Origin of the sequence: Psychrobacter namhaensis (assembly GCF_016107545.1) — a bacterium.
In the GTDB taxonomy this organism is placed as follows: Bacteria; Pseudomonadota; Gammaproteobacteria; order Pseudomonadales; family Moraxellaceae; genus Psychrobacter; species Psychrobacter namhaensis.
Genome location: NZ_JABASS010000004.1, coordinates 124092 through 136540 on the forward strand (window position 1 = coordinate 124092; position 12449 = coordinate 136540).

12 protein-coding genes are annotated in these 12449 nt (G+C 46.0%); 5 read left to right on the top strand and 7 right to left on the bottom strand.

What is annotated here, in order from left to right:
- Positions 1-12 precede the first annotated feature (12 nt).
- From JFC06_RS05285 to JFC06_RS05310, 6 genes are all read right to left on the bottom strand, one after another.
- Positions 13-747 (bottom strand): ABC transporter permease, encoded by a 735-nt coding sequence (locus JFC06_RS05285; RefSeq protein WP_193006830.1) that lies wholly within the window; start codon positions 745-747, stop codon positions 13-15.
- A gap of 432 nt (positions 748-1179) precedes the next feature.
- Positions 1180-1986, bottom strand: coding sequence for an ABC transporter substrate-binding protein (locus JFC06_RS05290; RefSeq protein WP_198334273.1), 807 nt, complete (start codon positions 1984-1986; stop codon positions 1180-1182).
- 188 nt (positions 1987-2174) lie between these two features.
- The gene (locus JFC06_RS05295; protein WP_198334274.1) at positions 2175-3053 is read right to left on the bottom strand and encodes a transporter substrate-binding domain-containing protein; all 879 of its coding nucleotides are present in this window, start codon (positions 3051-3053) and stop codon (positions 2175-2177) included.
- A 158-nt stretch (positions 3054-3211) separates the two neighbouring features.
- Complete coding sequence (locus JFC06_RS05300) at positions 3212-4012, bottom strand: transporter substrate-binding domain-containing protein (protein ID WP_198334232.1); 801 nt, start codon at positions 4010-4012, stop codon at positions 3212-3214.
- A 310-nt stretch (positions 4013-4322) separates the two neighbouring features.
- A complete protein-coding gene (locus tag JFC06_RS05305) occupies positions 4323-5114 on the bottom strand; it encodes an ABC transporter ATP-binding protein (RefSeq protein ID WP_193006832.1) in 792 nt (263 codons plus the stop codon).
- Between the two features lie 398 nt (positions 5115-5512).
- Positions 5513-5827, bottom strand: coding sequence for a hypothetical protein (locus JFC06_RS05310; RefSeq protein WP_198334233.1), 315 nt, complete (start codon positions 5825-5827; stop codon positions 5513-5515).
- Positions 5828-6232: 405 nt separating this feature from the next.
- Here JFC06_RS05310 and JFC06_RS05315 point away from each other — a divergent pair, with 405 nt between their 5' ends.
- From JFC06_RS05315 to JFC06_RS05335, 5 genes are all read left to right on the top strand, one after another.
- Positions 6233-7534 carry a glutamate-5-semialdehyde dehydrogenase gene (locus JFC06_RS05315; RefSeq protein WP_198334234.1) on the top strand — a complete coding sequence of 434 codons (1302 nt, stop codon included), beginning with the start codon at positions 6233-6235 and terminating at the stop codon, positions 7532-7534.
- Between the two features lie 154 nt (positions 7535-7688).
- Complete coding sequence (locus tag JFC06_RS12330; RefSeq protein ID WP_198334235.1) at positions 7689-8447, top strand: ribonuclease domain-containing protein; 759 nt, start codon at positions 7689-7691, stop codon at positions 8445-8447.
- A 1-nt stretch (position 8448) separates the two neighbouring features.
- Complete coding sequence (locus tag JFC06_RS05325; RefSeq protein ID WP_198334236.1) at positions 8449-8793, top strand: barstar family protein; 345 nt, start codon at positions 8449-8451, stop codon at positions 8791-8793.
- A gap of 123 nt (positions 8794-8916) precedes the next feature.
- Positions 8917-10191 carry a sodium/glutamate symporter gene (gene gltS / locus JFC06_RS05330; protein ID WP_193006837.1) on the top strand — a complete coding sequence of 425 codons (1275 nt, stop codon included), beginning with the start codon at positions 8917-8919 and terminating at the stop codon, positions 10189-10191.
- 196 nt (positions 10192-10387) lie between these two features.
- Positions 10388-11086 (top strand): ZIP family metal transporter, encoded by a 699-nt coding sequence (locus JFC06_RS05335; RefSeq protein ID WP_227670213.1) that lies wholly within the window; start codon positions 10388-10390, stop codon positions 11084-11086.
- An 82-nt stretch (positions 11087-11168) separates the two neighbouring features.
- Here JFC06_RS05335 and glyA read toward each other — a convergent pair whose 3' ends face one another.
- The gene (gene glyA, locus JFC06_RS05340; RefSeq protein WP_198334237.1) at positions 11169-12425 is read right to left on the bottom strand and encodes a serine hydroxymethyltransferase; all 1257 of its coding nucleotides are present in this window, start codon (positions 12423-12425) and stop codon (positions 11169-11171) included.
- Positions 12426-12449: the final 24 nt, after the last annotated feature.

Below are 12449 nucleotides of genomic sequence, written 5' to 3' on the forward strand. Positions count from 1 at the left end.
AGTATCTCTCCTCTATCCTATGGTCGATTGACGATGGGTTGACTGACGGCTCAGCTTTTTAGCATAGCGCGCCGCTGGATTGGCACGCCACTCAAGCCACATCATAAAACCGGTAATCAGCATGGTCAAACCCAAATAAATAATTGCCGCTGCCATATAAAAAGTAAACGGCTGCTGCGTTGATTGGGCCGCCCGCGACGACTGATACATGATGTCTTTTAGGCCCACCACTGATACCAGTGCCGTATCTTTTAGCAACACCAAAAACAAATTGCCCAAGCCTGGCAACGCAATCTGCCAAACTTGCGGCAAGGTGATGCGATAAAACGTCTGCAAAGGACGCATGCCAATTGCTTGTGCCGCCTCATGCTGCCCTATTGGAATCTCTTGGATCGACATGCGAAAAATTTCAGTCGCATAAGCGCCAAACGCAATAGACAGCGCCATCACGCCGCCCCAAAAGGCACTAATCTCTACATATTCGTTATAGCCGAATTTTTTGAGAATCGTCATGAGCAGTATAGAGCCGCCATAATAGATAAACAGCACCAATAACAGCTCTGGAATACCGCGCATGGTCGCCGTATACACAGTCGCAATCTTACGCAGCAGCCAAATATTAGACAGCTTTGCTGTGGCACCGAGTAGCCCCAACGCCATGCCGATGACTAAGCTGGTCAACGCAAGCTTGATGGTGACGGTAGCGCCGCTCAGTAGGAGCGCGCCAAATCCTTGTAAATCAAACACAATTATCCACTCAGTCTCTTTATATTAGCAATTTGCAAAATATGAGTTAAAAGAATCAGCATCAATCGCTGAGCGCTGCTGACAATCGCATTTTATACCAAATATATATTGGTGCTTTGCGTCATAGAGTGACGTCAAATCAACACGATTGTTGCGGCGGAAATTGACACAGTAGAAATGAGCGCTGATTTTATCATAATCGCTCGCCGCTATGTTAATACTCACACGTAAAAGCAGTGCTTAAATCAACCGTAATTCTCTTAAAAGCCTAGTAAATCAGTCAGATTGACGAAAACGGAGCAGTCAATAGCGATAAATCCTACTGTTTTTTATCAAAAACAAAAAAGGACACCACCATTAAGGCAGTATCCTTTTCATTAAAACCACGCAAGTCCAATCGCTCTAATAGCGACTATTTGAGATGTATCCCACCTACTCCGCCGTTCCTTCTGTCGTTTGCGTGTTTACTGTTGCATCGAGCTTTGGAACCGCAAAATACTTTTGATGGATTTCATCATAAGTGCCATCCGCTTTTATATTGGCCAATGATTGATTAATCTTCTCTTGTAGTGCATCGCCTGGACGTACGGCAATGGCAAAGTTGTCATTGATATCAATCTCTTCACCTTTCAGCGCATAGTCACTACCTGCGCTGGTGCCAAGCCATTCCAAAGCTGGCAGTTTGTCAGATACCATGGCATCAACGCGATTCGAACCCAAGTCCAAAAACGCGTTACTCAGCGTGTCATAAAGCTTCATGTTGGCTTGTGGATAGGTGTTCTCTAACCACTGTGAAGAGATGGTCGAGCGCTGGGCCGCAATAGAGTGTGCATTAATATCGCTGCTATCACTCGGATCAAAGGGGCTGTCTTTTTTGGCTAAAAACACCAAAGTGTTGCTAAAGTAAGGCTCTGTAAAGCTGACTTGTTGCTCGCGCTCAGGGGTCACTGACATGGCAGCCACGATGGCATCGTATTTACCAGCTTTTAGACCCGGAATAATACCGTCCCAATCCTGCGCGGTAATGTCACAAGTCACCTCCATGTCGGCACAAATGGCGTTGGCAATCTCCACATCGAAACCGCCAAGGGTGCCATCAGCATTGGTATAGTTAAAAGGCGCATACGCCCCTTCAGTACCAATACGCAGCACATCACCCGTCGTCGCTTCTTGGCTGACAGTATCATTGGCTTCGTTCTGACCATTACTACAACCTGCCAAAGTCAAAAGCGCAGCCATCGCAATCAAGGGTACTGAAAAGCGTCGCGCCTTTGCGCCATGGCTAACGGGTGTGTACGCGATTGCTTTGTATTGGTCAGAATAATAGTTCATGATCTTCCTTGATGTTTCTTGTGAAAATAACACTCATCGCTATTGCTCAACTTGTTGAAACCCCTCTTAGTGAATCATAGCGATGAGCAACGATATTAGTTAGTGGCCGCTTCTGTTTGTTCTTCGTTCGCGTTGACCGCATCGGCATCAACATTAACGTCAGCATCTTCAACCACCAATACTTCTTTTAAATCTGTGGTTGCCACGGCTTTTTGAGCAGCAGCCGTTGAGCTGGTGCCAAAATAGCTGCCCGTGATTTGATCATAAGTACCGTTTTCTTTGAGCTCAGCCAAGGCTTTATTGAACTTGGCGACCAGAGGATCCCCTTTACGAAACGCAATACCCATCGCATCTTCATCAGTACTGATTTCTTGACCTTTTACTTCATAGTCTTGACCAGCCTCGGTTTTTAGCCAGTCGATACCAGTCACTTTATCGGACATCATCGCCCGCACACGGCCTGAAGTCAGATCCAAATACGCGTTATCTTGGGTGTCATAAAGCTTGATATCAGCGTTTGCATGTTCATCTTGCAAGTACTGTGCGGCGACCGTTGAGCGCTGTGACGCTACAGGCTGCCCTGCCAAATCGGCAACACTAATATCATCGCCTTTTTTACCGATTAGAACGATACCGCTATGAAAGTACGGGTCGGTAAACTCAACCACTTCTTTACGTTCAGGTGTGATCGACATACCAGCAATAATCGCATCGAATTTTTGTGCGTTTAGTCCTGGAATCAGCCCATCCCAATCTTGGGAGATGACTTCACATTCTGCCTGCATTTGCTCACATAGCGCGTCGACCAGCTCAATTTCATAACCGATTAACTTACCATCAGCATCTGTATAGCTAAACGGCTTGTAGCTTGACTCGGTGGCAATTTTTATGTTCATTGGAGTATCGGTTGCAGTATCAGTGGCCGCCCCTTCTTCTGGCGTTGCGCTATTATTACAACCAGCCAACATAAGCATGGCCGCACTTAATGGCGCAAGCCAAAGTGCCTTATTTTTCAGCGCTTTGTTGTTTAGAGGTTGATTGTTTAGAGCTTTGTTTCTTAATGCCTTACTTTTTAGTGACGATGTCATGGATATTGTCATGTCTGCTATTCCTTCATTTTTCAATCAGAAGATTATTGACCAAAGTTCGCTTGCTCAAGACGTGCCAGCTCACCATTACTACGGATTTCGCTAAGTGCCTTATTAAAGTCGTCTCTGAGTGCGTCACCTTTACGAACAGCAATGGCAATATTATCGTTGTTATCGATTTCATCACCGACGATACCAAAGCCTTCAGGGTTGTCTACCAACCATGATTTGGCAGAGACTTTTTCTGCCAGTACCGCATCGCTACGACCAGATTTTAGATCTAGATAAGCGTTGTCATAGTTGTCATACAACTGCACGGTGTTACCGTTTTTGCCTTCATAATTGTCTTGAAGATAAGCGCCAGGAGTGGTTGAACGTTGACCACCCAGTGTGGCGTTTTCAATCGCCATAGGATCAAAATCACCATTGGTGTCGGTCAGCCACACCATGGTGTTGGCAAAGTAAGGTTCGGTAAAATCGACCTTTTCTTGACGTTCAGGCGTAATCGACATGCCCGCTACCACTGCATCATACTTTTGTGCCAACAGGCCTGGAATAATGCCGTCCCAGTCTTGCGCCACAATTTCACATTTGGCCTGCATCTGATCACATAGGGCATTGGCAACATCAATATCGTAACCTGCCAAGCTACCATCAGCATTGGTGTAGTTAAAAGGAGGATAAGCGCCCTCCGTCGCAATACGAATGGTCTGGCCAGACGTATCTGCTGCAGAAGCATCAGCATTGGTATCGGTGGTTTCATTAGCAGGTTGACTACAAGCACTCAGCATCAACGCTGCGGTAACGGTCATCGATGACCACAATAGGCGAGAATTCGACATCATACGTTCCTTAAATTCTGATGGGGTTTGATATAGGGTTCTGATATTTAGTTCTCTGACGTCCCTGCCAGATAAGCAATATAGTTAGTAAGAGATACCAGCAGCCGCCATGATGGGCTGCCTATAAACCTTTTGATAATACCTGAGTAAAATATCAAAAACAAACATTTTGCATACCAACTGTCATTAAACCGTAAGAAACAGTTAACACTAAGGAATGAACCGTCATTTTTATATTCTAGATACCGTGAGAGCGGCGATTTTAGGGTGGTAAGAGAGGCTCCACCCTAGATTTTTATCCAAAGGACTGGTGTTAACGGTGCGACGCCATAAAATCTTTCACACGCTCAGAAGTAGGGTTGTCAAAGACCTGCTCGGGGGTGCCAATCTCTTCAATCACACCTTGATGTAAGAACACCACTTTACTTGATACCTCACGGGCAAAGCGCATCTCATGAGTGACGATCAGCATGGTACGCCCCTCTTCTGCCAGCTCACGCATGACGGCAAGCACTTCATTCACCAGTTCAGGATCTAGGGCGGACGTTGGCTCATCAAACAACAATACCTGCGGCTGCATAGCAAGCGCACGCGCGATGGCCACGCGCTGACGCTGACCGCCTGACAAATTCGCTGGATACGCATCTTTTTTATCGAGTAGACCCACTTTATCAAGCAGCTTTTCAGCATCACTAATGGCTTGGGCTTTTTTGATTTTTAGAACTTGCGTTGGCCCTTCTATGATGTTTTGCAAAATCGTTTTATGCGGCCACAAGTTAAAGTTTTGAAAAACAAAACCCACGCGCGCGCGCAAACTTTCTAATTGCTTGACATCCGCCGCTTGCAGTTCGCCTGACTTGGCAGGCTTTAGGATAAGCTCATCATCACCAATAATGATACGACCTTGGTTTGGCTTTTCGAGCAAATTAATACAACGTAATAAAGTCGATTTACCAGAGCCAGAGGAGCCCAAGATAGAGATCACATCACCATCATATGCGGTGAGTGACACCCCCTTGAGCACGGCCAATGAGCCGTAGCTTTTATGGATGTCTTGTAAATCTAAGGCGATAGGCCGAGTCGGATTTTTTTCAGTATCAAGCATGGTTTAGCAGACTTCCAATAAATATGAGTGAAAACGTAAGTAAAAACAGCCCTAGTATAATATAGGCATTAATCATAGCGTGGCGGTAAGTCCGCTATGTTTGATAAGACAAAGAGAAAAATGTCACATTGTCTCTTATTCAGCGGTAAAAAGGCAAATCTGTTGTGCGCTAGTGAGGGATCACTGAATAATCATCGGTGTAGTAACTGACATAAAGTAATAACTGACACAAAAAAGCCCAGACTGTGGCAACAGCGCTGAGCTATATTTTATCACTTAAAAGTCTTAGGCGTGGTTTTATCTACACGCGGTTTTCTCTGCGCATAATTTTCTCTGAGAGGAGTAACGCTTAGCTAGTCACTTATTTAACCACCCCAGTAAAAACAATTAAAAATAATTTAGTAGGTTGAGATATGTTCTGAGTCCTCGGTACCATCTAACACATCTTCATCATTGGCGGTCACCGCTGCGGCGTCGCCATTATCCTCCACTGCTATGCCGTCATTGGTGCTGCCTATGCCCACATCGACATCGTCGGTGCCGCTTGCAATAGCAGTATTAGTGGCCTCTCCCTCTACTGGCGTTTGGGCATCAACGGTAGGTTCCGTTTCCATTGGGACGTCATCATTTGTATCGCAAGCACTTAGCGTTAATGCCGCTGCCACCAATCCAGCCGTCAGCCATTTTTTTTGTGTATTGTTTCTCGTAGCCATGTTAACTCTCCATTACCAGTCGTATGATCATTGATAGCCATCTAGTGTTGGCTTTGTCATACTGTTATCGTATTAGTGCTTACTATACTGACGATCAGTGATGGCTACCTTAGTATTTACAACACAGTTCTGTTAAAGGTACGTAACGATAAAGTGCTGTGTTAAGCACACTTAACTCGTAAAGGAGGTGAGGTAAGAGTCGTAAAATAGGCCTTCATAAATACTCATAAACGCCTTGTAAAGCGGGTTCTGTTCACAAAATCGTCTTTACTATCGCCTCAATCTCCTCTATGTTAAATAGCATAATGCCATATTGGGCATTCAAACTGCCTTTTTTGCTAAATTTTCGCCTTTTTGGGCACTTTTTTCTGTTTAAAACACTTATTAACATAAGGAAAACGATTTATGAGTCAAACGAACACTACAGACGTTATCACATATATGCAATCTGTCGGCAAGCAAGCCCGAGCAGCTTCACGAGCACTGGCTGCGGCAAATACTGGCGATAAAAACTCAGCGTTGATGGCGATTCATGATGTGTTAAAAGGTGCCAAGCAAGATATTTTAGCCGCCAACAAGATCGATATGGATAATGGACAGAGCAACGATTTAGACGCAGCCTTACTTGACCGTCTTGAATTAAACGACGCGCGCTTTGATGGTATGCTACAAGGTCTAAAAGACGTCGCCGCCCTACCCGATCCTATCGGTGAAGTCACTGATATGACTTTTCAGCCTTCAGGGATTCATTTGGGCAAAATGCGGGTGCCGCTCGGTGTGGTCGGCATGATTTATGAGTCGCGCCCTAACGTGACACTAGAAGCCGCTTCTCTTGCGCTAAAGTCAGGCAACGCCATTATCCTACGCGGTGGCTCTGAGGCGTTTGAATCTAACCAAGCGATTGCCAAGTGTATCTTAGAAGGACTACAAAAAGTCGGTCTGTCTGAGCACAGTGTACAAGTACTCCAAACGACTGATCGTGCCGCTGTCGGTGAGCTCATCACCATGACTGACTATGTCGATGTTATCGTGCCACGTGGTGGTAAAGGTCTCATTGAGCGTATCAGCCGTGATGCCCGTGTGCCCGTGATCAAGCATTTAGATGGCAACTGCCATACCTTTATTGATAGTGATGCGGATGCTGACATCGCCATCAAAGTCAGCGTCAATGCCAAAACTCATCGTTACGGTACTTGTAATACCATGGAGACGTTATTGGTCGATCAATCAGTGGCCAATGAGCTATTACCGAAAATTGCTGAAGCGATCGTAGCCGCTGATGATGCGATGCAACTGCGCCTTGATGAGCAGTCACAAGCCATCTTAAACGACAATGCGGCCCTAAAAGGTCATCTCTCTGCCGCCACTGCTGAGGACTGGGACACAGAATATTTAGCGCCTATCTTAGCGGTAAAAGTAGTGGCAGGCATTGACGAGGCGATTGAACACATCAATACCCACGGCAGTCATCATACTGATGTCATCATTACTGATAACTATACCAAGTCACAGCGCTTCATTCGCGAAGTAGATTCAGCAAGCGTCATGATTAACGCCTCTAGCCGCTTTGCCGATGGTTTTGAATATGGACTTGGTGCTGAGATTGGTATTTCAACTGACAAAATCCATGCCCGTGGCCCAGTTGGTCTCGAAGGTCTTACGTCACAAAAATGGATCGTTTATGGTCATGGTGAGACACGCGCCTAACTTATTAGCGCGCCCCCTGTCATCTACCGTCCCACTTACAGTATAATCCCCCAAAAAAAACGCCAGCTCAATTGCTGGCGTTTTTTTATTATTAACAAATACGCGGCGTAAACATTTTTTGCCTCACAACAACATTCTATAGGAAAATGAGCTCATGCAGAGTGGTGTCATTAAACACTGGTATCAAAACAAAGGTTACGGCTTTATCGAGGTGGACAGTCAGAGTGAAGACGTGTTTTTTCACGTTAGTAAAGTGCGACTGTCACAGCCTATCACTGTTGGCCAAAGTGTCTACTTCACGAGTGAACGTAACGCTAAAAACCAATTGCGAGCTACCAAAGTGACGTCCTCTCCACTGAGTATTCATAACAACATTGAGTCAGGTGTATCCCCGCAAACGCCCAAAAACGCCAGTCGCGGCAATGGCAATCATCATAAAAATCATCGCGGCAGTGATAATGTAAATCACAGTAGCACTAATAAGAGAAGCTTAGGCTCTACCCTGTTTAGTTTCATCGCCATTATCGCCGTCGCTGTATATTTCTTGGGAGATTTTAACTCAACGTTGTTTGTGGATAGGGTTGAGTCGACGACCTTGTCACAAAACGCTGCTAATAATACAAGCCAATCCGTAACTACTGGCATAACCGGTGATGCCCAGATAGACAATACCATCACCCTGATACAGCAAGGTGGGCCGTTTCCTTACCCTCATAAAGATGGCACGACGTTTTATAATCGCGAAGGCAGGCTGCCAGTCCAGTCGCAAGGCTACTACCGAGAATACACCGTTCCCACACCTGAACTGTCGCATCGCGGGCCGCGACGTATCGTCACAGGTGGCCATCCACCCACTGTCTATTACCTGACTGTTGATCACTACGATAGCTTTCGCCGACTCGAGGTCAAATAATATGAGCCACGCCATCCACTACATTAACCAAAACGGTACAGCACAAGATGCGGGCATTCCGGCACAGGCTGTTAACATACCCGTGGGCGAGACACTGACTAAAAATACACTCTTAACGACCTTAGCTGACGCCTGTGATTTTCCCAATTATTTCTCACCTAACTGGGATGGCGCATGGGACTGCTTAACGGACAGCGCAGTGACGCACCTAACGCTCAACTTATCGACGGTGAAAAATATCAATCACGAAGACTTTAAGGTCTTTGTAAGCCTTATTGAAGATGCTTACAGAGATTTTGGTAAGCCGCAGCTGTGGGTTATTATGCCGCCTGCGATCAATGGTTAACCCTACAGATAGCGGTTAAATAGGTGAGGCTTAATCGCTAGTCATGACACCAACCTGAATTCGAGATAAAACCATATTTATCCCGAATTTGGGTTCATTTATTTGTATAGAAAGGATTAATATATGGAAATTACCTTAAACGGCTATTACACGCTGATACTGGCCACTTTAGTGCTGCTGCTTGGGCGCGTTTTGGTAAAAAGAATTAAGTTCTTAGAAGACTTTAATATCCCAGAGCCTGTGGCCGGCGGCTTGGTTGCCGCGATTGTAGTTTATATTCTCAATATCGTTTGGGGATATAGCTTTAACTTTCACCAAGGATTGCAGACAGCCACCATGCTGATGTTCTTTGCCTCTATTGGTTTAAGCGCTGATTTTAGTCGATTAAAAGCGGGTGGAACGCCGTTATTGATTTTTACCATCGTCGTATCCGTGTTTATTATTTTGCAAGACATCGTTGGTGTGGCGATGGCGAGCGCATTGGGACTTGATCCCCTACTTGGTCTTGTGACAGGCTCTATCGCTCTGACCGGTGGTCACGGTACGGCTGGTGCATGGGGCATCACCCTAGAACAAGAATATGGGGTGGTCGGTGCAACGACGCTTGGTATCGCAGTGGCCACTTATGGTTTGGTCGCTGGCGGTATCGTGGGCGGTCCTGTGGCACGTCGCTTGATTCAAAGACTGGGGCTAAAACCTACCCTTGCCAACCCCAATCCCAGTGACATCGAAAAAGTGGCGGGCGCACAATCACTTTATAGCACCAAGCATGACGAAGACTCAGCGCACAGCAATAAAGAAATTTTTGAAAGACCGGATAGTATGCGCTTTATCACCGCCTCCTCTACCATTGAGACGTTGGCCCTGTTTGCAGCCGCACTGGCTTTTGCCGATGTGATGACAATTGTCGCCCAAGACACATGGTTTGAGCTGCCTACTTTCGTTTGGGCACTGGCAGGTGGCGTCATTATTCGTAACGTCTTAACCATTGTGTTCAATTTTGATATGTTTGATCGCTCGATTGATGTGTTTGGCAACGCCTCTTTGAGTCTGTTTTTAGCAATGGCACTACTGTCCTTAAAGCTATGGCAGCTGACTGATTTGGCAGGTCCTGTACTCGTTATCTTATTGGTACAGACCGTCATTATGATCATTTACGTCTACTTTATCACCTTTAAAGTCATGGGCAAAGACTATGATGCAGCTGTGTTATCAGGAGGCCATTGCGGTTTTGGGATGGGCGCCACGCCAACGGCGATTGCCAATATGCAGGCAGTCACAGATCGCTATCTGCCCTCGCCTAAGGCGTTTTTAATTGTGCCCATGGTTGGTGCCTTCTTCGTTGATATCGTCAACGCCACGGTATTGCAGATATTTACCAAGCTGCCCTTTATGTAAGAATAATCAACCTTATCTCAGCTCAGTTAAATAACATAAGCCCCAATTATATTATAAATAATTGGGGTTTTTATTTGGCGCGGCTTCTTAGTTAAAAATTTGGGTACAAACCGCTGCGTCCTAGTTACGCAATTGATAATGACATAAAAGCCGGTAAGCGTTATCAATATTGTAGTCAAAGATATTGGGACGTACTATGTTAATTTTCGCAGTTATTATCGTGGTCTCAGGCGCACTTGTCATAGGCGCGCTTTGGGGACTATATGGCCGTTTACCTAGCTGGTTAGAGGGTAATTTACTGGCTATCGCGGGTGGCGCGCTGATGATATCAGTGGTGATTGAGTTGGTACAACCAGCCTTGAGTGGCAGTGGGATTTGGATAACAGCGGCATTCACTTTACTGGGCGCTTTGGTGTTTGCTGGGATTGATTATCTGATCGATGAAAAACTCAATTCGGATAGTGGCGCCGGGTTGTTGGCGGCCATTACTCTTGATGGTGTGCCTGAAAACCTAGCACTAGGCGTGTCCTTACTAAGCGGAAATGTGATGCAAGTGGCAGCTTTAGCTGGCTCTATTTTGTTATCCAACCTGCCAGAGGCGGCAGGCGGTGCCAAAGAAATGCGCAAAAACGGTAACAGCAATAAAAAAGTGCTCATGCTTTGGATCGGTGCGGCTGTTTTATTATCGCTGGCCGCCATCTTAGGTAAAATGCTGCTCAAGGGTGTGAGTGAGTCCGTTATTAGCGCTATCGATTGCTTCGCCGCTGGTGCTGTCATTGCTTCGCTTGCGACTGAAGTGTTTCCTACTGCTTTTAAACGTGGCAACCATTGGGCGGGTATCAGTGCTACCATTGGTCTGATCTTAGCGTTGGGCTTAAGCCAGCTTGGAGGCTAGGGTTTTAAAAGTATGGATAAAAAAACCGCCTAGCCATTGAGCTAAGCGGTTTTTTTAATGCTAAATCAGTACAGATTTAAGATTACTGATTTTTTTCGTAAACGGGCAGCTCTTTACAAATCGCTTCTACTTTACTGCGTACTTCGTCAGCCACTTTTTCATCGCCACGGCTGTCTAGCACGTCACAGATCCAACCTGCCAAATCACCTGCTTGCGCTTCATTGAAGCCGCGTGTGGTGATCGCTGGCGTACCAATACGAATACCAGAGGTCACAAATGGAGATTTTGGATCATTTGGTACCGCGTTTTTGTTGACCGTGATGTGGGCATCACCAAGCCATTTGTCGGCTTCTTTACCGGTCATTTCTTGCTTCACTAAACTGATCAGCATGAGATGGTTTTCAGTGCCACCAGAGATGATTTCATAACCGCGATCTTGGATGACTTTTGCCATGGCTTGCGCGTTTTTCACCACTTGCTGCTGGTACGTTTTGAAGTTGTCTTCTAGCGCTTCTTTGAAGCAAACCGCTTTTGCCGCGATGACATGCATGAGCGGGCCACCTTGATTGCCTGGGAATACGGCAGAATTGAGCTTTTTGGCCAGCTTTTCATCACGCGATAAGATCATACCTGAGCGTGGTCCACGTAGGGTTTTGTGCGTCGTCGTGGTCACAACATCAGCGAACGGTACGGGGCTTGGGTAAACGCCGCCAGCGATAAGACCCGCCACATGCGCCATGTCGACCAGCAAGTATGCACCCACGTCGTCAGCGATCTCACGGAAACGCTGCCAATCCACCACTTGTGAATACGCTGAGAAACCCGCAATAATCATTTTAGGCTTGTGCTCTTTTGCCAAACGCTCAACTTCATCATAGTCAATAAGACCAGTGCCCTCTACCAAGCCGTACTGTACGGCATTGTAGTTCAGGCCTGAGAAATTAATATGCGCACCATGGGTCAAGTGACCACCAGCATCTAGGCTCATGCCAAGTACCGTGTCGTTTGCTTCTAGTAATGCTAAAAATACCGCAGAGTTTGCTTGGCTACCTGAATGCGGCTGAACGTTAACGTACTCCGCACCAAACAATTCTTTTGCACGGTCAATGGCCAACTGCTCAACGACATCAACATGCTCACAACCACCATAATAACGCTTACCAGGATAGCCTTCTGCATATTTGTTGGTCAGGTCAGTGCCTTGCGCTTCCATTACCGCTTGTGAGCAGTAGTTTTCTGATGCAATCAGTTCAATATGGTTTTCTTGACGAACGCTTTCAGCAGCCATCGCTTCAGCAAGTACAGGATCAAAATCTTTGATAGAAATATCTTTAAACATAGTAATATCCTAGGTAGTGATTGT

Coding starts and splice junctions, on each gene's coding strand:
- JFC06_RS05310 (WP_198334233.1), bottom strand. CDS start 5,827: ATGGCTACGAGAAACAATACACAAAAAAAATGGCTGACGGCTGGATTG.
- JFC06_RS05300 (WP_198334232.1), bottom strand. CDS start 4,012: ATGATGTCGAATTCTCGCCTATTGTGGTCATCGATGACCGTTACCGCA.
- JFC06_RS12330 (WP_198334235.1), top strand. CDS start 7,689: ATGCAGAGTGGTGTCATTAAACACTGGTATCAAAACAAAGGTTACGGC.
- JFC06_RS05305 (WP_193006832.1), bottom strand. CDS start 5,114: ATGCTTGATACTGAAAAAAATCCGACTCGGCCTATCGCCTTAGATTTA.
- JFC06_RS05325 (WP_198334236.1), top strand. CDS start 8,449: ATGAGCCACGCCATCCACTACATTAACCAAAACGGTACAGCACAAGAT.
- JFC06_RS05295 (WP_198334274.1), bottom strand. CDS start 3,053: ATGCTTATGTTGGCTGGTTGTAATAATAGCGCAACGCCAGAAGAAGGG.
- JFC06_RS05315 (WP_198334234.1), top strand. CDS start 6,233: ATGAGTCAAACGAACACTACAGACGTTATCACATATATGCAATCTGTC.
- gltS (WP_193006837.1), top strand. CDS start 8,917: ATGGAAATTACCTTAAACGGCTATTACACGCTGATACTGGCCACTTTA.
- JFC06_RS05290 (WP_198334273.1), bottom strand. CDS start 1,986: ATGGCTGCGCTTTTGACTTTGGCAGGTTGTAGTAATGGTCAGAACGAA.
- JFC06_RS05335 (WP_227670213.1), top strand. CDS start 10,388: ATGTTAATTTTCGCAGTTATTATCGTGGTCTCAGGCGCACTTGTCATA.
- glyA (WP_198334237.1), bottom strand. CDS start 12,425: ATGTTTAAAGATATTTCTATCAAAGATTTTGATCCTGTACTTGCTGAA.